Genomic DNA, 26,483 nt, shown 5'->3' with positions numbered 1-26,483 from the left:
GTACGTAAAATCAATAGAAATTTTAGTTGCTCAGTCACTTTTTAATTTAAGGGTATAGTATTTTTTGATTAATATGGATGCAATTCAAATGATAACAAGAAGGCAGAAGAAAATCTGGAGGAAGCAACAGAAACTAATGTAGATAGTTCTCAGCAAACCAAAATGAAAACAAAGAAGTGAAAAAAACAACAGAAAATATTCAAGTAGAGCCATTGCCTCTACGTATACGGACCTTGCTAAATTACCTATTGGAGAATATGCAAATATTTTCTAGGTGAGTTTTACCGTTTTTGTGTTGGGATTTGTGTATTACTTTCCTTTTTTTTAGTATAAAAAAGGAGGAAATTTAATTGGGAAGAAATTAAACGAAATATGGATCGGAGTTACATTAAAATTGAGTTGTCAGCCATGTCATCATTCTTTATTTCGCCGGAAGAGATGGAAACTAAAAGGGGAGGGAAAATATGGGGAGATTTGTTAGAAAATTTTTATTTGTTGTAATTGTGCTGTTAACAATGTTTTTAACTACCCCTTTTTCAACAATGGCATTTACCGCGGGGAAACCAATCACTCCGGGAACTCCGCTTTCCCCGGGTCAGCCTATTGATTCTGGGAAGCCTATTCTGCCGGGCGATCCACTTCAGCCGGGAGACCCCATTGAACCGGGGAACCCAAATACTGGAGATAATCAGTGGAGTGATGGAAATCAAGGCACCAACGTAAATAATAAACAAAATGGCGCACCAATTGACGGTACTACTGCTCCCGTTATGATGCCGGATGGGACGATTGTTGTGCCCAATGAGGATGGGACTTATTCAATCTATAAGCCTGATAAAGATGGAACCTATTCAGAAATGCCACCTAACTCGAAGGATAGCCAATCCATTATTGATCAATATACTAAATATAAAAATAGTACATCTACACAATCTGGAAAGAATAACCAGAATTACGGATATAATCCAAATGCTGAAGGCCCGGGTTTTTATGAAGGAATAAAATACGTTGTCAATGATGCAATTGGACAACAAGTTAAATTAGTAGGAGAGGTGTTGGATTCAAATGGAAATTATCAGTTTGGAAAATCAGGTACATGGAAAAGCTTCCTAGTCTCCGGGTATAAATTGGTCGGGCAAGGAACGGGAAATGGCTACGTTCAGCTATCCGGTGATGCGTTTGATGGGGTATTGAAAGGGATAGATGCCACCCAAGGTTTTCAAAATGTTAAAACCGCGATTCAAGGTTATCAATCCATTGCTGGTGCCCAAAGTCAATTTGGATTATTAGCAAAAACGAAACAATTATTTACAGCCACAGGCCCCATGACCACCCTTTCCAAATTTAATATTGCAACAGCTACCGTAGGCCTAGGTTTTTCTGCATATGAAACAGGTACAAATTTCCATGCATGGCAAAATGAAACAAATTTTGAAATGAAAACCGATTTAGCTGGAAAAACTTTTTCCAGTTTTGGTGAGACGTTAATGGGCGCAGGGGTTATAAGTGCATCGATACCGACACCGGCAACAGAAGTAGTTGGTGGAGTTTTATTGGTGACAGGTGCCGTCCTGTGGGCTGCAGGAACCGGTTTACAATGGCTTAATAAGTCAAAAACAGGTAGAAAAATCATAAAAGGAACTGTTGAAACATTTAAAAAGGTTGGTAAAAAAGTAAGTGATCTTGGTAGTAAAATAGGCGATGGACTTAAATCATTGTTCGGATTTTAAGTAAGAAAACAAGCACATGATTAAGAAATTCAGATTAATGAGCCGAAAACAAATGGGGATTTTCATGTAATACCTACTTATTTATGATTAAGGTGGAAGTGCAGATGAAAATTAGTCATGAATTTTTGAAGCTAATAGAAGACAGACAAAAAGAAAAAGAGAAATATGAAATTTATCAACACGTATATAAATTTCATGAGTCAGATAGCGAATTTTTTTATTATATTGTTTATAAATATTACCAAGAGGGGAGAGGGTATATCATCCTGTCTTCTTCCCGAAAATTGATTCCAAAAAATGAAGCAGTGGAAATTGCTTACTACTTTTTAACCCATAATGGTACAGTTTCTGCTGCTCTGGGGCCAATGTCAGAGGTTCGGAAAAGGAAGGTTGAAACCGTTAAAAAAATCAAATCAAAATTATTAGAAGGAGAGGATTTAATTTTAACAAATAGACACTTAGCTGATTCCTATCATATGATTAATAATACGTTAGAATTGCAAATAGGGAATACGAGAAAAGTAAATGATATTTATAATCAAATTAAAGAACTCGACTTACATATTCAGAGAAAAACACATGTGTTAACGAAAGAGGCTTGGCAAAAAGGAAGAAATTTACTTCATGAATATAATGTAACAATGTATGAAGAATTGAAAACCCTATTGAAAAGTTGGGAGAGTGCCGAAAAAATAATAGATTATCTAAACCGATTGAATCTAGGTTTCCTTGAAAAATATAAGGCAAGAAATGTAGTAAAACAACTTCAAATAATGTTTAATGAACAAGCAAAGGAAAAGGTAAATAAATCATTAGAAGACTTTGAAAAAGATTTCCAAGGTAATTTTTTTACCAATCAAAGAGGAGAACTGAACACTGAGGAATATATTCAAGTCACTAATCGAATGATGGAAGAAGATTATAAAAGAAATTTATTACGGGATTGCCGAAATTCTTAATTTCTCGAGCTCTACTCAAAGTTGGTAAAACAGCAAAAAGAAGATTAAAGAGAAGTTGAAACAATAAAAAAGGTCAACAAAAGATGAAAAAAGTTTGGCAGTAAAATAGGCTGTGGACTTAAATTTGTTTGGATTTTCAGAGAAGAAGGTGTCCGTAATTGCAACTAAACCAGCAATTTCTAGAAATAGTCGAGAAATATAAACAAGACAATGAAAAATTCGAGGTATATTCTTACGTTTTTAAATATGTCGAAACAGATGAAGAATTTTATTATTATATCCTTTATAAGAAATACCGACAGGGAAAAGGAAATATGGTCCTTTCTTCTATACGTGGACTTATTGATAAACAAGAGGCAGTGAAAATAGCTTACTTTTTTTTAACACATAACGGAACTGCAAATGCGGCAAATCATGTAATAAATAAAAATAGAAAAAGAAGTAAAGAGTATGTGGAAGAACTTATGGAACTACTTTTGAAAAACAGACATTTGCTAAAGCCGTTACAGAGTTCAATAGATATCGTTATTGATATATTAACATTACAAGCAAAAAATACAGAACGTATAAATCAAATTTATCAAGATTTACTGGAATTAGATCAAAGAATTCACACGGGTACAAAAGTATTAACGGAAAAATTATGGCAAAAGGGAAGGAATTTAATAAAGGATTATGATGCTTTAGTGTACAGTGAAGTAAAGCAAGTAATATATAATATTCCCGAGGCAGAAAAAATTATGTCATATTTAAATGAGAGAAGACACTTTTCATTCATTGACAGATTCAAAGCTAGAAAAATAGCAGGAAAAATGGAAAAGCTTTATGGTGCAGAGGCCAAACAAGATTTACAAAATTCTTTGGAAGGATTTGAAAAAGATTTTCAAGGAAACTTTTTCACGAAAACAAGAGGTGAACTTAGTACTGATGAATACGTTCAATTTATTCATCAAATGGCTGAATATGAATATAAGAAAAATTTATTAGAAATTTGCCGAAATCCTTGAATAAGATATTCAATGTTAATAAAGTGAATACGGACGCTAAATGTAAAATCCGAAAAGTAATGGGAATTTTTATGTAATGCCTTTCTATTTTTAATTGATGTTGACGCAGTTTAGAGAAATAGGCGAGTGACTTAAATCATTGCTCGGTTTTAAGAGAAGAAGGTGTCAGTAAATGCAATTAAATCAGCAATTTCAAGAAATAGCCGAAAAATATAAACGGGAAAATGAAAAATATGAGGTTTACCCTTACGTTTTTAAATATACCGAAACAGATGAAGAATTTTATTACTGTGTATGGCAAAATAAAAGTGCAGAGCTTTGCAAAGGAAAAATGCAGAGTCCTGCACTAAATTTTTGTGCATAAACAAAAAAAGACTTGCCAGTCACCCCAAGTCCCACTACAGTAATTGTGTCAAGCAATTGGTAGTGGAGGTAAGAAAGGATGCTAGCAATGTCTGATATTAATTGTATCAAACATTTAAGAAATAACAAAGGTTTATCTATTTCAGAAATACAAAGAACAATGGGAATTAATTGGCGAACAGCTAAGAAGTATGCGGATGAAGATCAACTCCCTAAACAGAAATCATTTAAAAAGAAAGGGATGATGTATGAGGAAAAGTGGGGAGTAATTGTTTCAGATTGGCTTTTTGAGGATTTAAAGTTAAGGAAAAAATTAAGAAGAACAAAGAAACAAATATTTGAAGAACTAAAGAAAATGGGTTTCCAAGGTTCTTATCGTACTGTTTGTTACTTTATCTCTGAATGGATGAATACTCACCAAGAAGAAAAGGATAAAGGGTATGAAAGATTAGAACATCCTCCGGGTGAAGCTCAAGTAGACTTTGGAGTAATGGAAGCTGTACAAGATGGAGAAATTGTGGATATTCATGCTTTAGTTATGACGTTTCCTCATAGTAATGCTGGATTTGCAGTACCGTTACCAGCTGAAAATCAAGAATGCTTCTTACATGGTCTCAATATTCTTTTTAAACAGGTTGGGGGAGTACCTAAAAGGATAAGAATCGATAATTTGACCCCCGCTGTGAAGAAAAAAAGGACAAAAAATGAAGAAGCACAATTAACTGATGAATTTGTTCAATTTCAGAATTATTATGGCTTTGATGTGCAGGTATGCAATCCAAGAAGTGGCCATGAAAAAGGAAATGTTGAGAATAAAGTTGGATATATACGCTATAACTTTTTTACTTCAGCTCCAATAATGGACAGCTATGAGGGTTTAACTGATCAATTATTTCATAAATTAGAGGCGGACAGAAATAGAATTCATTATGCCAAAAACGTACGTATTGAGGACTTATGGCAGGAAGAACGGGATTATCTTCTAGCATTACCGGAAAAGCCCTATCCTGTATTTAAAGAGCATCTTGTTAAAGTAAACAAATATAATGAAGTGAAAGTGGATCAGACGTTGGTTCATGTCCCTAAGGGTGGCAACTATAGTCAATTACAAATGATATTAACATGGGATCAATTAAAGATTGTTTCACCTAATGGGGAGATATTATTGGATGACTATCGGCCATATATGAAAAAGCGAAAAGCTTTACCATGGCTTTCAATAATTAAAACATGGATTCATAAACCAAGGGTTGTAGAATATTCGCGCTATAATAAGTATTTACCGGGAAGAATTAAAGAATTTTTGTTGGTAGATAATTTAATTATTCGACGAAAACGATTAGAAGCTCTAGCTAGTTTATTAGTTTCTCATGACATGAAGAAGATTAATGAAGAGTTCTATGAATTAATTGCACAGGATAAGCTACCTAGTGATAATAATCCTTATGAAGTGGACTGGAGTAAATACGATTCATTAACTCCTAGAGAGGAGGCTGTCAATTGAAACAGGACATTAAAGAATTGTGTAAGTCATTGAGGTTAGCTTATGTTGCGGATGTATACGAGCAAATACCGTTTGAAACTCCGGAACAATTCTTGTATAGGCTACTTAAGGAGGAAATAAGATTAAGAGAAAAAGCGAGAGCGATCCGCTTGATAAAAAAGGCGAAGTTCTTAGATAAAAAGAGTTTACATGATTACGAGTGGACCGAACAACTTCGGTTCCCTCCTCACTTAACCAAAGAGGATTTGTGTAGCCTACAATTTATTGAGAATCGAGAAAATGTAGTTTTAGTTGGTTCACCCGGGACAGGGAAGACTCATTTAGCCACAGGACTAGGGAGAAAAGCTTGTGAACTAGGTTTTGAGGTTCGTTTTTACCGTGTTGCCCACCTAGTTGAGGAATTAGAGCAAGCTTTACGTAACAACCGTTTATCAGCATTTAGAAAACGGATGGAGAAGGTTGATTTGGTCATTTTAGATGAAATGGGATACTTACCATTTAGTAAAGAAGGAGCTGAATTATTATTCCAAATTATATCGGAGTTTTATGAACAGAAAAGCGTAATTATTACATCTAACTTAGAATTTAGTCAATGGAACCGGATCTTTACAGATTCTCGATTAACAGCAGCGTTAGTGGACAGGCTAATTCATCACGCCCATATCATCTCTTTTCATGGCGAGAGCTATAGACTGTCCCACGCATTGTCGAAAAGGAATTAAATGGGTGGCAAACCTCTGCATTTTTAATTGCATTTCTCTGCACTTTTCTATTGCAAAATACATTTATTACTATATTTTATATAAAAAGTATCAAGAGGGGAAAGGAATGCTTGTCTTGTCCTCAAACCGAGGTCTCTTAAATAAACAGGAAGGTGTGGAAATTGCTTATTTCTTTTTGACACATAATGGAACTGCAATTGCTGCTACAAACGTGATAAAAAAAGTGATGAAAAGAAGCAAAAAATATGTTGAAGAACTAATTCAGCTCCTTCAGCAAAATAAAAGTATGTAATTTCCTGTACAAAGTTCAGTAAACATTATAATAAATACATTAACAATACAGGCAAAAAATACGATTCTTTTCAATGATATATACCAATCTATTTTGGAAATTGATAACGAAATCTATGACCGATCAAAGACATTAACAAAAGAACTGTGGTTAAGGGGAAGAAGTTTAATCAAAAAATATGATGGATTAATATATAGTGAATTTAATTACGTTTTTAATAACTTGCATCATGCGGAAAAAATAATCACTTATCTAAATGATGAAGGGAATTATATATTATTTGAAAGGTTTAAAGCCAAAAAAATGGCGAAAAAGCTTGAAAAAATATTTGGTAAGGAAGCAAAGGCAAATTTAATAAAATCCCTTGAAGGATTTGAAAAAGATTTTCAAGGAAACTTTTTCACGAAAACGAGAGGAGAACTTAGTACAGATGAGTACGTTCAGTTTATTCATCAAATGGCTGAAAACGATTATAAAAGAAACTTATTAAGAGATTGCCGGAATCCTTAATTATGTCAATGTATTGGAGTGAAGAGGATGGAATATGTAAAAGAGACCTTTAGTCTGTATGTGAATAATTTTTGGAAAATCACGTTATTAGCATTAACGATATGCTTGCCTTTTTTGCTTGTACATGGTTTTACTTCGAATGTCGTTTATTATTATGTAAGTTATACACCTGCTGAAATTTTTGGGGATTATACGAATTTATTTTTGAGTATGGTCTTTTTTGTACTTGTTCAAATTCCGTTGATCAAGTTCATACAGATGGAGTTGAACGGGGAGGAAAATCAGCTCAGTTCGAGTTACCATACATTTTTCAAATATGGATTTATGGCGTTTTTATTTGCCATCCTGTATATTTCACTTATTGTTATTGGGATAACTTTATTTGTGCTACCCGGAATAATTGTTCTTATATTGTTTTATTTTACTCCTTACGTTATGATTTATAAAAAACAAAATCCGTTTCGCTCTCTGGGCACGGCTTTCAGGTTAGCTAAAAAGCACTTTTTTAAAATCCTATTGATTATACTTGCCATGGGACTTATCGACAATTTATTCAGCTCAATATTATTGCTTGGCATTTCAGGTGTATCTTCAGACTATTTATCTATTTTTTTCGGACAGTTGCTGTTAAATTTAATCTTTTTCCCGTTACTAACGATTTATACCACCTGCCGTTTTCATGATTGGTTTGAAGAATTGGAGGAACATGTGCCGGTGAAAAAATTGCATTAAAATTATGAACATATCGAAAGGGGCAGCCATGAGAAAAATATATCATTTTTTTAGAATAATATTTTTATATCTTTTTATCTTTTTTTGGTTTTTTCTAATAATCGACTTTTTACGGACAGATGATGTAGACGCGGCCTTATTTAGCTTAGGATGTGCTGTGATTCTTTATTTTCTTTTCTTTCGGTTGCTTTTATCAAGAAAAAGAAGACGGAGCAAATATAAAACTTCCTCTCAAAGAAAGAAATCAAGTAAATCCAAATCTTCCTCTTCCTATGATTCAGGGGGTTTCTTTAGTTTTGGCGGTTGGGATTCCTCTGACGGAGGGGATAGCGGTGGAGATGGAGGAGGCGGTGGTGGAGATTGACTGCTCCAAGTTCGATAAACGGTCGGTTCTTCATCATTTTTTCGCTTAGCAAAAAAATCTGAAACACATCCGAACCGTTATCCGTAAATATATGTATGATGAAAGGATGTGTTTGCCATGAGTAAATACTCACTAGACGAATTTTTGAGCCAAACAGAACAAGAGGATAAAGGGGAAGGATTATTTGAACTGGAAACTCCGCATCTTCTTGAAGTTAATTTGAATGGACAGATTTGGGCAAAAGCAGGTTCCATGGTTGCCTATCACGGAAAAATTAAATTTGAACGTGAAGGAATATTGGAACAAGGCCTAGGTAGCATGTTTAAAAAGGCGATTTCAGGAGAAGGAGCCTCTTTAATGAAGGCGAATGGTCAAGGAACATTGTATTTGGCGGATGACGGAAAAAAGATTATTATCCTGGACTTACAAAATGAGTCCATCTATGTGAATGGCAATGATTTACTCGCATTGGAAACAACAATTAAACACGATATTAAGCTTATGAAGCGGGTTAGCGGCATGTTGGCGGGCGGATTGTTTAATATCCGTTGTTCCGGTACCGGGTTAATTGCGATTACCAGCCATTATGAGCCGTTAACATTGCGTGTCACACCGGGCAAACCAATTATAACTGATCCAAATGCAACAGTTGCCTGGTCAGGAAATCTGCAGCCGGAGTTTCAAACGGATGTTTCCTTTAAAACCTTTATTGGGAGAGGAAGCGGCGAGTCCATCCAAATGCGTTTCCAAGGGGACGGCTTTGTCATTGTCCAACCGTATGAAGAAGTGTATTTTCAAGAAAGTCATTAAAGTTTATGTGGGAAGAAGATGAGTAACATTAAAGAGATTATACTGGTAGGGTCTTTTCATTTTTTAAAAACATCCTGCAAGTGGAAAGTAAAACGAATGAGCGCATGCTCCTCTTGATAGGCGGAGTCCATTTGTGGATGCTAAGGAAATTATTTGTAGGAATTGGATGGAAAGTGATTAATCCATTTTCTGAATCGAGCTAGGGTAGTAGATGAAACAGAAAATTTAAGGCAGTCGTACTAGATAAAATTAACGTGATTGGAAGTATCGATGATGATCATAGCAAATAATAATGGTTTAATCTTAATTCGGCGCAATCATTTAGAAGAACGTAATTGGCGAGACGATACAAGTTATAAATTTATTTTTTCATTCTTTGGAAAAAGTGTATATCAGACCTATTATGAGGATCTTACCATTCATGCTGGAGAGTTTTTTATTTTTAACCCAAATGAACCACATAAACAACTAAAAGTTATACAGGAAAAGTTTCTTATTGAAATTGAGCCGGAAGTAGTGAAGGAGGCAGCTATTCAATTAGGTATTGAACAACCGGAGCCGGAGTTTTCTGCACAGGCATTTAGACACCCGCTGATTAGCCAGTGGGCGTCCTTTATCCATAATTATTTCATTCAACAAGAAGCCGAAGAACTACCGGCGAATGATTTGTTTTTGGATAATAGTGTAGCACAGCTTACTATCTTGCTCTTACAATTTGGCTTATGATCTCATCAAAAGGAACTGCCAACGATTCAAACGAAAACAAATATTGATATAGTAATCAATGCCCTAAAAGAAAACTATACAGAAGATTGGTCACTCGATCAGATGGCCAACATTTCGGGATTAAATAAATATCAATTTGCCCATCAGTTCAAGGAAGAGAAGGGGATTTCTCCATACTCTTGGCTGCAATTATATCGTTTGTTTAAAAGTCAGCACTCATTAATCAATACAGATGAATCCATTTTATCAATTGCACTAGAACACGGGTTTAAAAATATTTCTTCCTATAATCGTCTATTTATGAAAATGTATCGGAAAACGCCGACCGAATTTCGTAAAATATATAGAAGAAAGTAGTCCTATCAAGCTGACAAGCAACATGAAGATACCACTCACACACATTAAAAATTGGATGGACACATGTAGGGAGAAAATACCATAAAGTGCAAGTGAGATGGTGTTCGAAAAATATAATAAAACAGCATTAAAGCTAAATGCTCTGCCCATTTTATCTTCCGGTACCAGTGATTGAACAATATACACCCGTGTTAAACTGGCAAGCGGCATTCCAATACCAACAATGGCGGCCCCGATGAAAAAATGCGGAATATCATAAAGGAGACCATAGTAGGTAATTCCGGTAGCCCAGATAATCGAACCAATGAAGTAATGGCGCAGTGTCATTTTTTTTATAAAATATGGGATGATGATATTGGTAACAATAACTATACCCCCAAACAACCCTTGTAAAATACTATAGAGTTGTTCACTTGCAGAACTCATCTTGGATAAAGCCAGTAGCATGCCAACTTCCCATACCCATGTATTAAAAAAGACTGTGATAAAGGTAAATAGAAATAATTTTTTTATAGTAACTTGCTTGCGAACCCAATGAACAAATTCAAAGATTGCAAACAAAGCCGCTTTTATTTTTTTATGACGAGGAGCGACATTTTTTTCATCTATTAAGTCGATTTTTAATGGATTTCTACAAGCATTTGCGTTTTCCAGAGACCATTTGTTTTTGCGCCCTGTCTCCCTCGGAGTTACCTGAAGAGGGTACAACGGGAGTGATGCGAACATGTTTTCCTCCAAAACTGAATTGCATTCGATCGGATGGATCAGTAGACGTTTCTGCTAATTTCTTATCATTCGTTAAATTTCGTTGGTGTTACCGTCTTAACCAATTGATACAATCCGGTCACTGCAAAAATTCCATTTTAATGAGAATGGTTTATTTGACGTTGTTCTTAGGAATAATCATTTATTGAAATGGATTTGTGTCGTTTACAGTACGATAGAAGTGAAAAATTTTAAGCAAAAACTGATTAGGATGACAGTGGACAAAAAATAAATTCAATGAAACAGGTAGGTAATCGATTAAGCGGATTAGAGAAAAATCCGCAACAAGGCATCATGATCCAAGAAAATTTAACCGATTAAAAAAACAGCAATGTGCAGCACAAAAGAACAGGAAAATGGGTTAATCAGGAGGTTTGTTAAATAGATAGATGATTATTCGTAAACTTAATATCAATGAAACCCCACCAATGGACCTGTTGTTATTGGCAGACCCTTCCTTGGAACATGTTCAGGAATATATTCAACGGGGAGAATGCTTTATTGCTGAAAAAGAAAACCAGATCATTGGTGTTTATATCCTATTACGGACTAGACCGGCAACTGTTGAATTAGTTAATATTGCTGTTGACGAAAAGGAACAGGGGCTGGGTATTGGCAAGTGGTTGGTGATGGATGCCATAAAAAAAGCAAGGTCTTCAGGATATGAAATCATCGAAGTCGGAACAGGAAATTCAAGTATTGGTCAGCTCGCTCTATACCAAAAATGCGGCTTCCGAATAACCGGAATTGACCGCGATTATTTCGTGAAGCATTACCCTGAGCCAATTTTTGAAAATGGCATTCAATGTAGGGATATGGTGCGATTAGCATTGGATTTGTAAGGGTAAAAAGGTTCGTATGTAGATAAATCCTTCTAATAGAATATTTGAAAACATCAAAGCTATAGCTAAAGAAGTAATGTTAAAATTCGAAAAAGCTTTAAAAAGGTGAAACTAGATTGATTGTGGGTATTAACCGCTCGGAAAAATCAACAGCTGCCAATCTATTAAGCAAGCAACTTTATAAAGCAGAAATTAAAATACCGCTTTTCACCTAGATGATTACATTGTTGAAAGAGCAAGCGTTATCGGCCGGAAGAAGAACAATATTTAGAACGGGGCAACCGGTCCGGCAAGCGGATTTGGTTATTTTTAATTGACGGGGGAGAATTCAGTGATAAAAATATGTAAAGCAGACGAAAGCCATGTTGCAGGCATAGCAAAAGTTTGTACAGAAGGATATTGGGCAACGTATCAAGAACTGCTTACGAAAGAACGTATTCAGAGAATTGTAGAGGAGTTTTATAACCATGAACGGATTTTACAGGAAGTGACACATAGTGACCGTAATTGGGGCGGTTATTTTGTTGCTGTTGAAAATAATGTTGTCGTCGGTGCCGGTGGCGGCGGAATGATTGATGAAACGACAGGGGAACTTTATGTACTCTATGTTGACCCGAGTCGCCGCAATGAAGGAATTGGCACAATGATTTTGGACGCCATTACGAAACAGCAAAAAGAAGAGTTTAACGCTACTGAACAATGGGTTTCCGTTGCAAAGGGCAATATGAAGGGAATTCCTTTCTATGAGGCAAGGGGATTTGTCTTTCAACATGAACGTGCAAGCTATGGTAATGCAGAAGGGGAAGATTACGTTTCGTTAAGGTATTTCCGGAAGTTATAAAATGATCATGATGATCGCACTACAAAACAATAACATTTTTTCAACCAATGAAGTATTAGAAATGATAGAAAAAGAACTATAGAGGGAAATTTATTAAGCGTGTGGTAGTAATAGATACATTAAGAAAAGCGCAGAGCGCCCGCTTAGCGACGTACAAACTGGAGCGCCCCGCAATGAGATAAAGGAAACACGGTGAGGGACGAGCCGATAGTTGACTTATCGTAGTGGAGGGGAGTGAAGTTTGCTAGTCGCTGGCGCTCGTAGCTAGACAATAAAACTAATCCCAAGTTAATTGCTTGTATTTTTATACTTTCTTATACTATTAAAAAATAATCCTGCCTCCTTTTACACTGAGGCAGGAAAAACGCGACCAATAAGTCCGGATCACTAAAACTACCTTATTACAGAAATATCCTTGATGAATGAATTTGCTTTGATATGACAAAATAGGATGTTATTAATACAATTCCATATAAAACAACGCTAATCAGTAAGGCTATTAAGGTCATAAAAAGAGTGAATTCAAATGTGATAACGAACAAACAAATACCAAGGATTGTCCCAAGAAAGATACTACAAGCAGTCCATGTTGCCGTTTCCTTTAAATATAAGCGCTGAATAGTCTTCAGTTTCCACCCGATATCTCGGAGTGTAAGCATTTCTGTCTGCCGCAAAGTTAAGAAAGAAGTATTACTCTCCGCCACTGTAATTACGGCTAAAATAACAGACACAACCATTATTAGCAATAAGGAAAAGGAGATAGCATTATAAATATAGGACCCGAGATTGGTATCGGATGTCAAGCTACTTGTTGTTGAAATTGATCCAATAACGAAATAGAGCAAAATCGTGATAATCATTAATTGAATAAAAGTTAAGACAATAAACTTTCTGTAGTAATAAAGATTCCGAACAAATATTGACTTACCTGGAGCCCCTTGTTTAATCGTTAATTGATAGTTTGATGGTTTTAAACAAATAATAAAAATAATGAATCCAAAAAGGAAGCATATACCAGACAATAATAACAATGATGATCCATCGAGAAGTTGAAAATAAATGAAACTGCACATAATAATAAAACTAATAAAAGTGGCAATAACCCCCAGAATCCCAAGTTCTAAAAAGTGAAAAGTGTTGATATGCCTGTCACTCCAACCAATATCCGATAAAATTTTTGTTTCATTTTTCCTTGTATTCTTCCAAAAGAAGATTCGATTCAAAATATAAATGAATCCTACCAATATAAATAATCCACTAATTAACATATTAGATAGATTCCATCCATCGGTTATCTTGGCAGCAGCATCTAAACTTGTCCATTGCTGGGTTACCATTCCGATTCCTTCTACATCAAGTTGCATCGTTTTTGGCGAGGCACGGGCTACGATATCAATATGGAAATCGCCAAGTTTGTGTAATTGTTCAACGACGTGAAGGATTTTTTTCTCTGCCTCTTCATCGTATTGGTGAATACCGGCTACTTTTATACGAATAGCATCAATAGGTTTTTCACCTTTAATATGAACTGTGTCATTAATATCAATTAATCCGTGGGCCGGTGAGGAAATGAAACTCCCCGGAACTGCTGTTTCATGGACGACTGTTCCATCCTTTGTCGTTGTAGGTGCTTGATGATAAATCCCTAGTGGGCTTGCTGCTAAGGATTTTTCATATTCCTTCGCTGAAAAGGCATTAATTGGAACGAATAAAAATGGTACAGCAGTTGTATTATAATATCCTGGTTGTCCGTGTTTTTTGATTTCACGGTAAGTTGGTACATGATCTTGTTCTCCAACTTGTTTAACAGCTAAATAATCCTTTTTATTTGATATTCAACCGGGCTTGTAGAATAAAATTGACTTGATTCACTAATTGAAGTAGCGTAATTTTCAGATGGAGATATGTTTCCATTATAGTCCACTGAAAATGGTTCGAAATAAAAGGGTGTGACTTGATTAGATAAGTCAAATGTATACGACGTATTAGATATTGGTTCTAAGTTAGATAAATAATCAATAAGCGATTTTCTTGCTTCATCATCTACAAATTCTAACATACCATCATGGGAAGTAGATATACCCAATTTTTCTTTCAATGCAAGTGTATCTTTTGTTTCCCAAGGAATGTTTTGGATGATTATATTTATTTTCACAGAAATTTTCGGGTCTTTCAAATACAAAACCTTTATGATTGCTGCCTTTTCTGCAAACGACATGAACATTTGTTCCTCAGGCGTTAATTCCCGAATTAATTCATTAAAAGGAATACCAGTTAATTTTCCTTCTTGTTCGAAGTCTATGCCCATAACAAGATGAAACGATTGGGGAATCATAAATCTAGGCTTTTCACCACTGACGGAAGTTTCCGTTCGTCTTTTAAAGTCCTTTAAAGAATCAAAACCATCAAAATATCCATCTTGTTTTAAGTAAAATGTCTCTTTTTTATCACCCCATTGATATTCATGAATTCCATCTGAGGTGATGAACGAGGCACTCAGTAAACTACTAGACTCAGGAAAAGGAAAATCTACAGTCCGAGAAAATCCAGTGAAATAACCTAATGAAGCAACCGGTGCGGCAATTTCAATCTCTTTCATAGATTGAATCTTTTTCCACATTTCAATTGTGATTCCACCATTTCCTGCTCCTAAGTAATTCTCTTCTACTACACCTAACGTTTTTTCAACGGGTGTCTGACTATCTTTAGCGCGGACCAGTATGTCATAGCTTCCCCGTGCAAAATGTTTAATATCATCATCTACTTGTGCTTGAATATCTTTAATTGAGTGAAGACTAATTGTACTAACTGTTAAAATAGCGATCATTGCAATAATGAAAAGTGCCGAACTTGATTTATTGTTTTTTACGGATGTCCATGCATACTTAATCATGGTGCAACTCCTTTTCTCTCAATGTCCCATCTGCAATTTCGATAATCCGCTGTCCTTTATTCGCTACAACTTCATCATGAGTAGCTAAAATGATTGTATGACCTTCTTGATGGATTTCCTCAAGCAACATCAAAGGATTATCCCGATTTACAAAATCTAGGTTTCCTGTCGGTTCATCACATAATAATATTTCCGGATCTGTTATCAATGCACGAGCAATTGCAACTCGCTGTTGTTCACCACCCGAAAGCTCGCTTGGTAAATGGTTCATTCGATGCGATAAGCCGATTTTTTCAATGATTTGTATTGCCTTTTTTTGAATTAAACTCCTTTTATTATAAGGGATGAGTGGAAGCATTACATTTTCCAAAACAGAAAACTGTGGAAGTAGACGAAACTGTTGATAGACAAAGCTAACTTTTGTGTGCCGGAATGATTTCTTTTGATTCTCTTTCATTTGATAGATATTCTTTTCGTCAATGACCACAGTTCCTTTAGCCGGCACTAGTAATCCGCCGATTAATTTCAGAAAAGAAGTCTTCCCCGAGCCAGATGGCCCAATAATCGATACCCATTGTCCCGTTTCTACCGTAGTTGACACATCATCTAAAACGAATATTGATTGATTCGTTTGTGTTTGATATGCGACCGTCACATTTTTTATTTCTATCATGAAAGTCCCCTCTATTCGAAAGAGGGCTATCCCAAGCGTTTCATACCATTGATTGTTTAAAAAGAGAATAGCACTTCGAGAGATAGCCCTCTTACCCTATTTTTATCTGTATAAATACACTTTACCGCCTACACTATCGGTGCCTGCAGAAGAAACAGTTGCGCGTGGAATATATTTTAAACATGGAAGTATTTTAACTATGTAGCCAGTTTTTACGTATAAATCGTTCATTTAAGCAGTTACTTTTTCCTTCTGACAAAATAAAAAAGTTAAGGGCTGCTGAAGTATTTGAATTCTATTTTTGGATGGAATTTGGATAAAGTATTAAGATTATAAAACGAATACTATATACCGGATTTTAAGTCTATAAATGAAAATTGCATTTGAAAAATTAACTAACCTTTTTGAGAGAAGAAATATAAAAATCGATGGGTTTGATAGACTAATATTCCTTATTGATGCTCAAGCGAATTTAGTCGTTGCTCATTCCTTCGCCTAACGAAAACAAACCCGTATAAACATTCAGCAGCCCTTTATATTAATTTATTTTTATTAATAGCTCTCTTTTAATTATTTTTATTTCCGATACTAGTATCTACTTATAAAGATACATTGATTATAATATATTGTAAATTACGTAATTTATATAATTTATATAGGGGTTAGTACACAAAGTTACGATCGACTTGTGTAAGTTTAAAAATAAAGACTTACATTCATAGAAATAATTGAGAATGCCCCTTTTTTTGTATAATCAGTATATTAGGAATGTATGAGGCGTTAGTTGGAGGAAGGGGTGATTGTCGTGTCTAATATTGGGAAACTGGTCAAACTAAAAAGGTTGGAGAAAAATATGAAACAAGACGAACTTTGTCGAGGAATTTGTACTCCCTCCTATCTAAGTAGAATTGAAAATAATCTAGTTATTGCGGATGATGGATTATATACGCTTCTCTTTGAAAGGCTGGGAATCAATTACAGACTGATAGGTCAAAATAGTAGTTTAGTTGATTCAAGAATTGAAAATTGGTATAGAAATTTATTGGAAATGAACGAAGGAAATGAAGATATCGAGGAATTAAAGGAATTTGCACAAATTGCTGGGGAAGAATCCTATAGTAAATTTCAAATTGTATATTGCCGCTACCTACTTATAAAAAATGATATGGAAGAAGCCGATAAGTTAATCAATACCCTTAGGCAAGTTATTTCCTGTGATACAAATCGGAATTTCTTTCTTCTCGCTAATGTTTTACTGTTATTTTATATTAAGAAGAATGACTTTGTGAAAGCAATTGAAACGGGAGAAAAACTAATAAAACAACATGGATATGAATGTTTAGGGGGAAAATTGGAGCTGGGTATTTTTTATTACAATTTAGCCCTAAGTTATAAAAACCTATACTATTATGAATTAGCTAGCTCCTATGTGAAACGAGCGCTTTCAATATTTAAAGATGAGTATCTTTTAGAAAGGGCTTTAGCTTGTCACATCATTCTCGGCACCTGCTATAATAATCTAGGCAAGTTTCAAGACTCATTAGACACGTATCAATTGGCTGAAAGGATATTGGATTACTTACCGAAAGAGGAACATAAAAAGTATCGTTTTGCTATTAATAATAATCTGGGGAACTGCTTTGAATTCCAAGGGAAGTATTTGGAGGCAGTTAACTATTATATAGAAGCAACAAAATATTTAACGTATCAGGACCCAAATAATGCTATTTTAAATCTAATCCGTTGTTATTATACGTTAGGAGATTTTTCAAATGCGAAAAAATGGATACAAAAAGCCCGTTCCAATGATAGTGGCATGATTCCTGAAAAGTTCGACATACAATATAAAGTCTTTGAAACAATAATGGCTGACAATCTTACTGTAGAATGCATGATAGATATACAAAAGTTAAGTATAGATTACTTTTTATCGATGAATGATTGGATGCTTACCGCTTATTACTCTAAATTATTTGCTTCATTATATGAATCTAATAATCTTTATAAACAAGCAAATTCAATGTATAAGCTCGCTTTGCAAATACGTAATGAAAACATACAAGGAGAGAATGAGGAATGAAAAAGCTACTTTTTGTAATCTTATTCACTTTGTTTTGTAGCATTTATTTTGAAAGTGATTTTCAAGTAACTAGTGATGAGGATGTGGGGCCAATGAGCGATCATTCTAGTGAAATAGAAAATGGTTAAGATGAATCAAATAGCTCGCGTGACAAAAAACCACCGGACCTCCGATGGTTTTTTGCCAAATTCATAAAGTTTCTCTATTCCAACTCAAACGCCCCGGTATAAAGCTGATAGTACTTGCCTTTTTCTCCAATCAGCTTCTCATGGTTGCCGCGTTCGATGATTCTGCCTTGTTTAAGGACTATAATACATCAGAGTTCACCTATGAAATTAGCTTGTTAAACGATTTGGTTCACGCCTACAACAACATTCTCCACTTGTCTTTTCATTATATGCACGGAAAAAAGTCCTCCACGATGCAAACTATTAATTGTGGAATGCTTTTTCATCATAGTTTGAGCTGTTTTCTTTTAAAACTGGTTTTTTCACTAATGCTAATAATAAAATCATGCCGATTATGCACAGAGAACCGAGCCATTGAAAAAATCCAAACGGTACTTTCAACCAGAAGACGGTGGTCAACACGGCGGCTAATGGTTCAAGGCTACCAAGTAAACTAGTTTCCTTTGGTTCTAAGCTTTGCAAACTCTCAATATAAAACCAGAAGGCTAACATTGTTCCAAACAGTATGACAAAACTGAGATACATTACGATTTCAAAGTTGAAAGTTGCTATATGTATTCTCCAAGGCGGATGGATAAAACTGAGAGCAACACCGCCGATGATCATGGCCCAACCAACGATAACAAGGGAACCGAATTGCTTGATAAGCGGGACGGCATACAATGTATAAAAGGCGAGTGCCACACCGGATAAAACGCCCCAAATAATGGCCGGCATTGGTACAGAGAGTTTAGATATCGAACCGTTTGTCAATAATAAAAAACTTCCGATAAGGGCTAAGCAAACCGTGATAACGTCTTGCCCGGTAAGAACGGCCTGTCTGCGGAAAACGGTATAAATAATAATCATGACAGGTGCCAAATATTGTAAAAGTGTAGCCACTGCCGCATTACCATGGCTGATAGATGCCATATATGTATATTGGACTGCCAGCATACCGAGCAACCCGAAGATAATTAATTGTATGGATGACCTTTTCTGTTTCCATACACGAATGATTTGGCTCCGTTCTTTTTTAAAAAATTGGATAGTCAATAACGCAATTCCGGCAAGCAATAATCGGATGGTGACTAGCCAATTGACCGAGATACCAAATTGTTGAAACAGTTTTTGTGAGACAGTGCCGCCGATTCCCCAAAATATCGCGCCGAGGATGACTAGCAATAACCCTAATTTTCTTGAATACGTGTTCATAATGTACTCCTGCCCATTAAATAGTCATACCACTATCATAATAAAAATATTTCCTCTTTTCTATAATTCCCATTAAAAAAGAGGACATCGACTGCCCCCAAATGATTTAGAGAAGTAAATCTTTATATTCCTCACTGTTTTCCAATACTTTTTTGGCATAAGAACATTCAGCGATAATATGCAGTTGGTTTGCTTTCGCATATTCCGCCACTTGATTTACCAACTGTTTACCTAAACCTTTTCCATTATGTCCTTCATTCACAATCGTATGGGTTATAGTGATTTGTTGTTTACCGTCGAGATCGGAAGGAATGTACTCAATTCTTGCAATGACTTCCCCGTCTTCTTCCATGTAAAATTGATTGGTACCTGCTTTTATTTCTGCCATCTTAAACCGCCTCCTAGTTCTCACTTTATTTAATAAATACGTTTTCATTAGTATAACAAAAAACTTATTGAATTACCCTGAAAAAAGGTCTAAAAAATAGATAATATATTTACTTGGACTAAGCAATTCTACATGTTATAATTCTTGCATAAGAAAAAATTTCATATCCAAAAGGATTAGGTGTCTTTTTTAAAGACTTAATAGGGAAGTTGGTGAAAATCCAACGCGGTCCCGCCACTGTAAATGGGAGCTCTCTTATATACAAGCCACTGTCATCGGAATGGGAAGGCGGAATAAGAGAGTGATGATCATGAGCCAGGAGACCTGCCTATTCTTTTGCACCAAAAAACCTACGCGGATAGGGAGGTGTGCAATATAGTTGTTCATTGCATCCTCGAATTGATAGGATGTTTTTTTGTCTTTTAATGAGGGTCATTTTTAAGCCGAAACCAATCGAATTTTATCGATAGTTAGTTTATCAAAATAGAGGAGAGATTCACCTTGAAAAAAAGATACATATTTCTAATCCTGTTGCTTACATTCGGATTACTTGCCGGGTGCGGGGCAAAGGATGACTCGAAAACAAATCAAAACGGAGATAATACTAAAACAGAACAAGCAGAAAGTACAACAGCCGCCTTCCCGGTTAAGATTAAAGATGCCGTCGATCAGGAAGTGGTCATTGATAAAAAACCGGAGAGAATTGTTTCCTTAATTCCGAGCAATACAGAGATTGCCTTTGCGTTGGGACTTGGTGATGAAATTGTCGGCGTATCCGATTTTGATAATTATCCCGAAGAAGCATTAGAAAAAGAAAAAATTGGCTCTATGGATTTCAATGTAGAAAAGATTATTTCCTTAAAACCTGATTTAGTGCTTGCACATGCATCAGGTGCTCACAATTCTGAAGCCGGATTACAACAGTTGCGAGATGCGGGCATAACCGTTCTTGTTGTGAATGATGCGGAAAACTTTGAAGACGTCTATGATTCTATTAAAATGATTGGGAAAGCGACAGGGGAACAAGCTAAAGCACAATTACTTATTGATGACATGAAGACGAAAATTGAAAAAATTCGTGAAAAAACTGCAAAGATTCAAGATAAGAAGAAAGTATATATAGAAATATCTGCCCCTGATATTTACGCCGCAGGGAAAAATACATTCATGGATGAAATGCTGAAAATCGTTCATGCAGAAAATGTGGTGACCGAAGAGGGATGGCCAAAAATTGAACCGGAAGCGATCATTGCCGCCAATCCGGATGTCATCATAATCACTTACGGATCCTATACGGAAGGGGCAGTTGAACAAGTGCTAAGTCGAGAAGGTTGGGACCAGGTGAATGCTGTAAAAAATTCTCAAGTAGTCGATATTAATTCCGATATGGTCACTCGTTCAGGTCCACGTCTCGCTGAAGGGGTAGAGGAAATTGCAAAAGCAGTTTATCCGGAAATTTTCCAATAAGAAACCTTTTGCGTATATGGCAGCATCCATCCTTTTGGTTGCTGCCATTCTCATCGGTATTTCAATCGGTACTGTAACGGTTCCGATTGGTGATATTGTCAAAATTATCGGATCACGTCTTTTTAATATATCGCATGTAAATGTCGATCCGATGTATACAACAATCGTTTGGAATATTCGCTTTCCCCGTGTCGTTTTAGCGGGATTGGTTGGTGCGTCCTTGGCCATTGCAGGAGCCGCCTTTCAAGGGTTATTAAAAAACCCGTTAGCTGATCCTTACACGCTCGGTGTTTCATCCGGGGCTTCGGTTGGTGCTGTTTTGACTATCTTTTTGCATATCACTATCCCTGTCATCGGTTCATATACGCTGCCGTTTCTAAGTATTTTATTTGCCCTAATAACCATTATTGCTGTCCTTATTTTTGCAAAAAGAATTGATCGCTCAATGAAAGTCGAAACGATTATTTTAACAGGTGTGATTTTTAGCTCCTTTTTAAGTGCTTTTATATCCTTGATGATTGCTTTGACAGGGGATGAACTTCGGCAAATTGTCAGCTGGCTAATGGGAAGCGTTTCGATGAGAGGTTGGGAATATATTCAGATTATTTTACCGTTTTTTCTTATCGGCTCGTTTCTATTACTTATGAATGGAAATGAACTAAATGCGATGTCCTTTGGTGAAGAAAGGGCGCAGCATTTAGGGGTAAATGTAAAGAGACGGAAAATGCTTGTATTAACAGCGGGCTCAATTTTAACCGGGGCAGCTGTTGCGGTATCGGGAACAATTGGTTTTGTTGGTTTAGTCATCCCCCATTTAACAAGATTACTGTGGGGACCTGATCATAAGCATTTATTACCATTATCGATGTTAACCGGAAGTGCTTTTTTAATATTAGCGGATCTTACGGCAAGAACCGTCATTTCACCGACAGAGCTTCCCATTGGTGTGATTACATCTTTAATCGGCGCTCCGGTATTTGCTGCCATTTTAATCCGAAACAAAAGGAAAGGAGGGGAAAGATGACGTCCATAAAGGTTGAAAATCTATTCGGCGGGTATAGTGGCGAACCTGTTTTAACAGATGTTTCATTTACTGTTGAACAGGGAGAATTTTTCGGGATATTAGGTCCAAATGGCAGTGGGAAAACGACATTATTAAAAATGATCAGTGGAGTTTTGCCATTTTTAAAAGGAAGTATTTTTGTAGGGGACCGATCTATCCAATCATTTTCAGCAAAAGAGCTTGCCCAAGTTATTGCTGTTCTGTCGCAACATTCTTCACAGGCTTTTTCTTATACGGTCAAGGAGACGGTCGCACTTGGCAGATATGCGCATAAAAAAGGCTTATTTCAAACATGGAGTCAAAAAGATGAAGAAGTGGTTCAGGAAGTGATGCAATGGACCGGTATTGAAAAATTTCAAGAGCAATCACTTGAGTTTTTATCTGGCGGAGAAAAACAGCGGGTTTTTTTGGCACAAGCACTTGCTCAAGAACCGGAAATTTTGCTGTTGGATGAACCGACAAATCATTTGGATTTATCCTACCAAAAGGATTTATTGGATTTATTGCACAAGTGGACGAGGGAAAAAGGGTTGACGATTATTTCGATTTTTCACGATATTAATTTAGCCGGCCTGTATTGTGACCGTTTATTGCTCTTGGAAGACGGAAAGGTCATCAAAAACGATACACCAAAAGATGTTTTGACGGAAAATACGATTCAACAAGTGTTTAAAACGAAAATTGAAATGCACCAGCATCCTAAAGTGCCGGCCCCGTTGATGGTTTTACTGCCGGATGATGCTTTAGAAAATGGTGGGACGGAAGAAGTAACGGAGAATCATATCGGTGTTTTCGATGACTACATTTTGCTCCAATCCCCTATGATGTTAAAAACAATGTCCTCCGGCGTTATTGGCTCCGGTATTGGATGGTACAATACTTTTATCAATCGGTATGTTGATAAATCATATCATTCAAGAAACTATCGTGAAGAATTAAAACGTTTTGTTGTGGAAGAAGGTTTGGACCCGTCAAATACGGTTGGGATGATGACGGCGGTGAAGATGGAAAATGTTCAATACAAACAATACCTCGACAAGGACTTTTCCATACTAGTGGTTGTCACAGCCGGGGTCGGCAATGCAGTGGATGTATCGAGAAGTGTCGAACATCCTTTTGTTTATCGACCGGGAACAATCAATACGTGGATCATTGTCAATGGCAGATTATCTGAAGAGGCATTTATCCAATCCATCATAACGGCAACAGAAGCAAAGGTAAAGGCGCTGGCTGAATTGCAAATTCCCGACCAAGAGACAGGAACCATTGCGACCGGGACCTCAACCGACAGTATTTTAATTGCCGCGACACAAAAGGGAAAATACCAAGAGTTTGCCGGGACGATTACCCCCCTCGGAAAGTTGATTGGAAAAGGTGTATATGAGTGTACACTTGAAGCAATCCAAAAAAGCCTAAAACGGAGTCCCGACCTATGATTATCCAGCATGTATCTGCAATCACACTCGCTTATATTATTGATCGTATCGTCGGTGATCCACCTAGCTGGCCGCATCCGGTCAAATGGATGGGCTCGCTCATTTCCTTGTTGGATAAACATTGGAACCGAGGTAAGGCCCGGAAATGGAAAGGTTTCGCAATGGTGGTTCTTATTCTATTTCTTGTGCTTCTTGTTACATCCTGTATTACCTTTATTGCCTACCGCATCCATATCGTGGCGGGAGTTTTGATGGAAGCTGTTTTAATCTCAACAACAATTGCTCAAAAAGGATTACAAGATGCGGCTTTAGAAGTGTACCGGCCGTTACAACATCTTCAATTGGATGAAGCACGGAAAAAACTTTCCTATATTGTCGGCCGGGATACGAATCAGTTGGATGAACGTGAAATTACCCGGGGTGCGGTGGAAACGGTCGCAGAAAATACTAGTGATGGGGTAACAGCACCGATGTTTTGGGCTTTTGTTGGGGGTGCCCCGCTTGCTTTTGTTTATCGTGCTGTTAATACATGTGATTCAATGGTTGGGTATAAAAATGATCGCTACCATGAGTTTGGGTTTGCTTCAGCCAAACTTGATGATCTGATGAATTGGATTCCGGCCCGATTAACCGGAATGCTTATGATATTGGTCAATAAAACTTTGCAAGGGAGTAAAAAAGAAGCATGGCAACTTTTATTTCGGGATGCCGGAAACCATCCAAGTCCGAATAGTGGATGGTGTGAAGCAGCGGCTGCGGCACTTCTTGGCGTGCAACTCGGCGGACGGAATACATATAAAGGTGTTGTTTCCCGGCGTGCGCTCATAGGGAACCCGCTTCGTCCACTAACAAGTAACGATATTATTGAAACGATAAATATTTTAAAAAGAACTTCCCTTGCGTTTTTAATACTATTATGGGTTGGAGGTGTTTTCATTGAATTGGCCAACACATGGTTCCAATCCGCATTATTTATATAAAGCGGCAGGAATCCGGCAACCGGCACAGATATATGATTTTAGTGCAAATATTAATCCCCTTGGTCCACCGAAGTCGCTTCGGGAAGATTGGGATGATTTTTTTCAAGAAATTATTTACTATCCTGATCCAAAAGCAACATCTTTAAGAACAAGGCTTGCTGAACAGGAAGGGCTGCATAAAGACCAAGTAATCATAGGCAATGGTGGGGCGGAAATCATTTCGCTGATTGGAAAATGGCTTACAGGAAAACGAGTTATGATTATTGAACCATCCTTTTCGGAATATGAACAGACATGCCGGGTAAATGAATGTTCGATTTCTTATTTTTTTATCGATCATAACGGAAAAATTGATGTGCCTCATCTATCTGAAGCACTGACTGATCAAGACGCTTTATTTCTTTGTAACCCGAATAATCCAACCGGAATTTATTTTGAAAAACAAGTGATTGAACAGATATTGACGATCTGTTCCGAGAAGAAATGTTATTTGATTGTTGATGAAGCCTTTTATGATTTTGTTGATGCATATCAATCACTCGTTCCTTTGTTAAATCAGTTTCCGAATTTGATCTTGATTCGGTCAATGACAAAGATGTATGCCATACCGGGGGTAAGATTAGGTTATATGATGGCTGATGCGGAAATCGTTCAATCCCTCCAAAATCAGCAATCCCATTGGAGCGTGAACGGGATAGCCTTAAAAGCGGGCGAACGATGCCTTGATGAAAAACATTATGTTGAACAAACAAGACTATTTGTAAGAAAAGAGCGGGAAAGACTGTTTCGTAATTTTCGAAAACACCGGTTTGATTTTCTTCCATCGGCGGTCAATTTTTATTTGCTAAGAGATCCAAGCATGGAGGATCAATCTACTTTCTTCCAATTTTTATTAAAAGAGGGAATTGTTCCGAGACATACATATAATTTCCCGGGAATAGAAGGCAAGTGGTTGCGTTTTGCCATACGCAGTGAAAAAGAGAACGATATCCTGCTTGAGGTGATGGAAAAATGGCGAGCGATTCATCAATCATCTTTATAACAGGCGGGGTTCGGAGCGGAAAAAGCCGTTTTGCCGAAAAAACAGCTGCAACATGGTGGCAACAATCACCAACCGGGACACTGCATTATATTGCCACGATGCAGGCAACAGATTCAGAAATGGAAAAAAGGATTGACCGTCACAAAAAGGATCGGACCAAAGGCGGCTTGCCTTGGCGGACATGGGAGAAACCGGTATCTGTCGGTGATTTAGCCTACCATTTTCGTCAAGAGGATATTGTTTTACTTGATTGTTTGACGACTTGGCTTAATAATGAGTTTTTCTTTGCTTCGGACGACTGGAAAGCCGCTCAATTTCATGATGACTTGTTTGATAAGATGTGGTATGGGATTGACAGAATCCGTTCCCATGTCAATAAATTAATTATTGTCAGTAATGAAGTGTTACATGAACCGTTAGCCAATAATGAACTTGTGCTTGCTTACAGCAGGATACTCGGTCTTTTGCACCGGCAAATTGTGACAAATGCATATCAAGCTATTCTTATAGAAGCCGGGATTCCGATTTTTATGAAAGAAGGCGAGGAAAGATGAA

General features: G+C 36.6%; 28 protein-coding genes and 1 riboswitch. Of the genes, 22 read left to right on the top strand and 6 right to left on the bottom strand.

Annotated features, from left to right (window positions below; translation table 11 throughout):
* Nucleotides 1–464 precede the first annotated feature (464 nt).
* From NSQ14_RS14985 to NSQ14_RS18920, 12 genes are all read left to right on the top strand, one after another.
* Nucleotides 465–1,730 carry a hypothetical protein gene (locus NSQ14_RS14985; RefSeq protein ID WP_095142629.1) on the top strand — a complete coding sequence of 422 codons (1,266 nt, stop codon included), beginning with the start codon at nucleotides 465–467 and terminating at the stop codon, nucleotides 1,728–1,730.
* A gap of 104 nt (nucleotides 1,731–1,834) precedes the next feature.
* Complete coding sequence (locus NSQ14_RS14980; RefSeq protein ID WP_095142630.1) at nucleotides 1,835–2,689, top strand: hypothetical protein; 855 nt, start codon at nucleotides 1,835–1,837, stop codon at nucleotides 2,687–2,689.
* Between the two features lie 359 nt (nucleotides 2,690–3,048).
* On the top strand, nucleotides 3,049–3,696 hold the full coding sequence (locus tag NSQ14_RS14975) for a hypothetical protein (RefSeq protein ID WP_346216538.1): 648 nt from the start codon (nucleotides 3,049–3,051) through the stop codon (nucleotides 3,694–3,696).
* A 172-nt stretch (nucleotides 3,697–3,868) separates the two neighbouring features.
* The gene (locus tag NSQ14_RS14970; protein ID WP_346216537.1) at nucleotides 3,869–4,060 is read left to right on the top strand and encodes a hypothetical protein; all 192 of its coding nucleotides are present in this window, start codon (nucleotides 3,869–3,871) and stop codon (nucleotides 4,058–4,060) included.
* Nucleotides 4,061–4,138: 78 nt separating this feature from the next.
* Nucleotides 4,139–5,563 (top strand): IS21 family transposase, encoded by a 1,425-nt coding sequence (istA, locus tag NSQ14_RS14965; protein WP_216405330.1) that lies wholly within the window; start codon nucleotides 4,139–4,141, stop codon nucleotides 5,561–5,563.
* Nucleotides 5,560–6,285, top strand: coding sequence for an IS21-like element helper ATPase IstB (istB, locus tag NSQ14_RS14960; protein WP_108897602.1), 726 nt, complete (start codon nucleotides 5,560–5,562; stop codon nucleotides 6,283–6,285). Before istA ends, istB begins: the two co-directional genes overlap by 4 nt.
* 106 nt (nucleotides 6,286–6,391) lie before the next feature.
* Nucleotides 6,392–6,577 (top strand): hypothetical protein, encoded by a 186-nt coding sequence (locus NSQ14_RS14955; RefSeq protein ID WP_346216536.1) that lies wholly within the window; start codon nucleotides 6,392–6,394, stop codon nucleotides 6,575–6,577.
* Nucleotides 6,578–6,670: 93 nt separating this feature from the next.
* Complete coding sequence (locus NSQ14_RS14950) at nucleotides 6,671–7,087, top strand: hypothetical protein (RefSeq protein WP_346216535.1); 417 nt, start codon at nucleotides 6,671–6,673, stop codon at nucleotides 7,085–7,087.
* A 27-nt stretch (nucleotides 7,088–7,114) separates the two neighbouring features.
* Complete coding sequence (locus tag NSQ14_RS14945) at nucleotides 7,115–7,819, top strand: hypothetical protein (RefSeq protein ID WP_034772242.1); 705 nt, start codon at nucleotides 7,115–7,117, stop codon at nucleotides 7,817–7,819.
* A 481-nt stretch (nucleotides 7,820–8,300) separates the two neighbouring features.
* Complete coding sequence (locus tag NSQ14_RS14940; RefSeq protein WP_034772237.1) at nucleotides 8,301–8,993, top strand: AIM24 family protein; 693 nt, start codon at nucleotides 8,301–8,303, stop codon at nucleotides 8,991–8,993.
* Nucleotides 8,994–9,266: 273 nt separating this feature from the next.
* Nucleotides 9,267–9,719, top strand: a complete 453-nt coding sequence (locus tag NSQ14_RS14935; protein WP_326973660.1) for a hypothetical protein — start codon at nucleotides 9,267–9,269, stop codon at nucleotides 9,717–9,719.
* A gap of 15 nt (nucleotides 9,720–9,734) precedes the next feature.
* Entirely contained in the window at nucleotides 9,735–10,076 is a 342-nt protein-coding gene (locus NSQ14_RS18920; protein WP_412097942.1) for a helix-turn-helix domain-containing protein, read from the top strand.
* Here NSQ14_RS18920 and NSQ14_RS14930 read toward each other — a convergent pair.
* Complete coding sequence (locus tag NSQ14_RS14930) at nucleotides 10,014–10,802, bottom strand: MFS transporter (RefSeq protein WP_326973659.1); 789 nt, start codon at nucleotides 10,800–10,802, stop codon at nucleotides 10,014–10,016. The genes NSQ14_RS18920 and NSQ14_RS14930 overlap by 63 nt on opposite strands.
* A gap of 428 nt (nucleotides 10,803–11,230) precedes the next feature.
* Here NSQ14_RS14930 and NSQ14_RS14925 point away from each other — a divergent pair, with 428 nt between their 5' ends.
* On the top strand, nucleotides 11,231–11,683 hold the full coding sequence (locus tag NSQ14_RS14925; protein WP_216406778.1) for a GNAT family N-acetyltransferase: 453 nt from the start codon (nucleotides 11,231–11,233) through the stop codon (nucleotides 11,681–11,683).
* Between the two features lie 331 nt (nucleotides 11,684–12,014).
* Entirely contained in the window at nucleotides 12,015–12,524 is a 510-nt protein-coding gene (locus tag NSQ14_RS14920) for a GNAT family N-acetyltransferase (RefSeq protein ID WP_269919544.1), read from the top strand.
* 401 nt (nucleotides 12,525–12,925) lie between these two features.
* Here the strand turns inward: NSQ14_RS14920 and NSQ14_RS14915 are convergent, their stop codons facing one another.
* The 3 genes from NSQ14_RS14915 to NSQ14_RS14905 all read right to left on the bottom strand — a co-directional run bounded on the left by NSQ14_RS14915 (nucleotide 12,926) and on the right by NSQ14_RS14905 (nucleotide 16,090).
* Entirely contained in the window at nucleotides 12,926–13,861 is a 936-nt protein-coding gene (locus NSQ14_RS14915; RefSeq protein WP_326973658.1) for an FtsX-like permease family protein, read from the bottom strand.
* Nucleotides 13,862–14,334: 473 nt separating this feature from the next.
* Nucleotides 14,335–15,417 (bottom strand): hypothetical protein, encoded by a 1,083-nt coding sequence (locus NSQ14_RS14910; RefSeq protein ID WP_346216534.1) that lies wholly within the window; start codon nucleotides 15,415–15,417, stop codon nucleotides 14,335–14,337.
* Entirely contained in the window at nucleotides 15,410–16,090 is a 681-nt protein-coding gene (locus tag NSQ14_RS14905; protein WP_346216533.1) for an ABC transporter ATP-binding protein, read from the bottom strand. The genes NSQ14_RS14910 and NSQ14_RS14905 overlap by 8 nt, the downstream gene beginning before the upstream one ends.
* Before the next feature lie 853 nt (nucleotides 16,091–16,943).
* Between NSQ14_RS14905 and NSQ14_RS14900 the strand changes: the two genes are divergently transcribed.
* Entirely contained in the window at nucleotides 16,944–18,170 is a 1,227-nt protein-coding gene (locus NSQ14_RS14900) for a hypothetical protein (protein WP_326973655.1), read from the top strand.
* Nucleotides 18,167–18,298, top strand: a complete 132-nt coding sequence (locus NSQ14_RS14895) for a hypothetical protein (protein ID WP_285847706.1) — start codon at nucleotides 18,167–18,169, stop codon at nucleotides 18,296–18,298. Before NSQ14_RS14900 ends, NSQ14_RS14895 begins: the two co-directional genes overlap by 4 nt.
* Nucleotides 18,299–18,601: 303 nt before the next feature.
* Here NSQ14_RS14895 and NSQ14_RS14890 read toward each other — a convergent pair whose 3' ends face one another.
* Entirely contained in the window at nucleotides 18,602–19,552 is a 951-nt protein-coding gene (locus NSQ14_RS14890) for a DMT family transporter (protein WP_346216532.1), read from the bottom strand.
* A gap of 106 nt (nucleotides 19,553–19,658) precedes the next feature.
* Complete coding sequence (locus tag NSQ14_RS14885) at nucleotides 19,659–19,940, bottom strand: GNAT family N-acetyltransferase (protein ID WP_328186944.1); 282 nt, start codon at nucleotides 19,938–19,940, stop codon at nucleotides 19,659–19,661.
* A 161-nt stretch (nucleotides 19,941–20,101) separates the two neighbouring features.
* Nucleotides 20,102–20,286, top strand: a riboswitch (cobalamin riboswitch).
* A gap of 155 nt (nucleotides 20,287–20,441) precedes the next feature.
* On the opposite strand from NSQ14_RS14885, the gene NSQ14_RS14880 reads away from it, so the two are divergent.
* Genes NSQ14_RS14880 through NSQ14_RS14855 form a run of 6 tightly spaced genes read left to right on the top strand, consistent with a single transcriptional unit; the run spans nucleotide 20,442 to nucleotide 26,482 of the window.
* Nucleotides 20,442–21,407 carry an ABC transporter substrate-binding protein gene (locus NSQ14_RS14880; protein ID WP_346216531.1) on the top strand — a complete coding sequence of 322 codons (966 nt, stop codon included), beginning with the start codon at nucleotides 20,442–20,444 and terminating at the stop codon, nucleotides 21,405–21,407.
* Entirely contained in the window at nucleotides 21,373–22,431 is a 1,059-nt protein-coding gene (locus tag NSQ14_RS14875) for a FecCD family ABC transporter permease (protein ID WP_034772223.1), read from the top strand. The genes NSQ14_RS14880 and NSQ14_RS14875 overlap by 35 nt, the downstream gene beginning before the upstream one ends.
* Nucleotides 22,428–23,906 (top strand): adenosylcobinamide amidohydrolase, encoded by a 1,479-nt coding sequence (locus NSQ14_RS14870; RefSeq protein WP_095141619.1) that lies wholly within the window; start codon nucleotides 22,428–22,430, stop codon nucleotides 23,904–23,906. The genes NSQ14_RS14875 and NSQ14_RS14870 overlap by 4 nt, the downstream gene beginning before the upstream one ends.
* Nucleotides 23,903–24,886 (top strand): adenosylcobinamide-phosphate synthase CbiB, encoded by a 984-nt coding sequence (gene cbiB, locus NSQ14_RS14865; RefSeq protein ID WP_095141620.1) that lies wholly within the window; start codon nucleotides 23,903–23,905, stop codon nucleotides 24,884–24,886. Before NSQ14_RS14870 ends, cbiB begins: the two co-directional genes overlap by 4 nt.
* A complete protein-coding gene (gene cobD / locus NSQ14_RS14860) occupies nucleotides 24,843–25,928 on the top strand; it encodes a threonine-phosphate decarboxylase CobD (RefSeq protein WP_034772217.1) in 1,086 nt (361 codons plus the stop codon). The genes cbiB and cobD overlap by 44 nt, the downstream gene beginning before the upstream one ends.
* Complete coding sequence (locus NSQ14_RS14855; RefSeq protein WP_095141621.1) at nucleotides 25,898–26,482, top strand: bifunctional adenosylcobinamide kinase/adenosylcobinamide-phosphate guanylyltransferase; 585 nt, start codon at nucleotides 25,898–25,900, stop codon at nucleotides 26,480–26,482. The genes cobD and NSQ14_RS14855 overlap by 31 nt, the downstream gene beginning before the upstream one ends.
* The last annotated feature ends 1 nt before the right edge of the window (nucleotide 26,483 follow it).

This window comes from Caldifermentibacillus hisashii (assembly GCF_039654145.1).
GTDB lineage: Bacteria > Bacillota > Bacilli > Bacillales > Caldibacillaceae > Caldifermentibacillus > Caldifermentibacillus hisashii.
The sequence above is the reverse complement of the archived record's forward strand: the minus strand, read 5'-3'. Positions and strand labels throughout refer to the sequence as shown.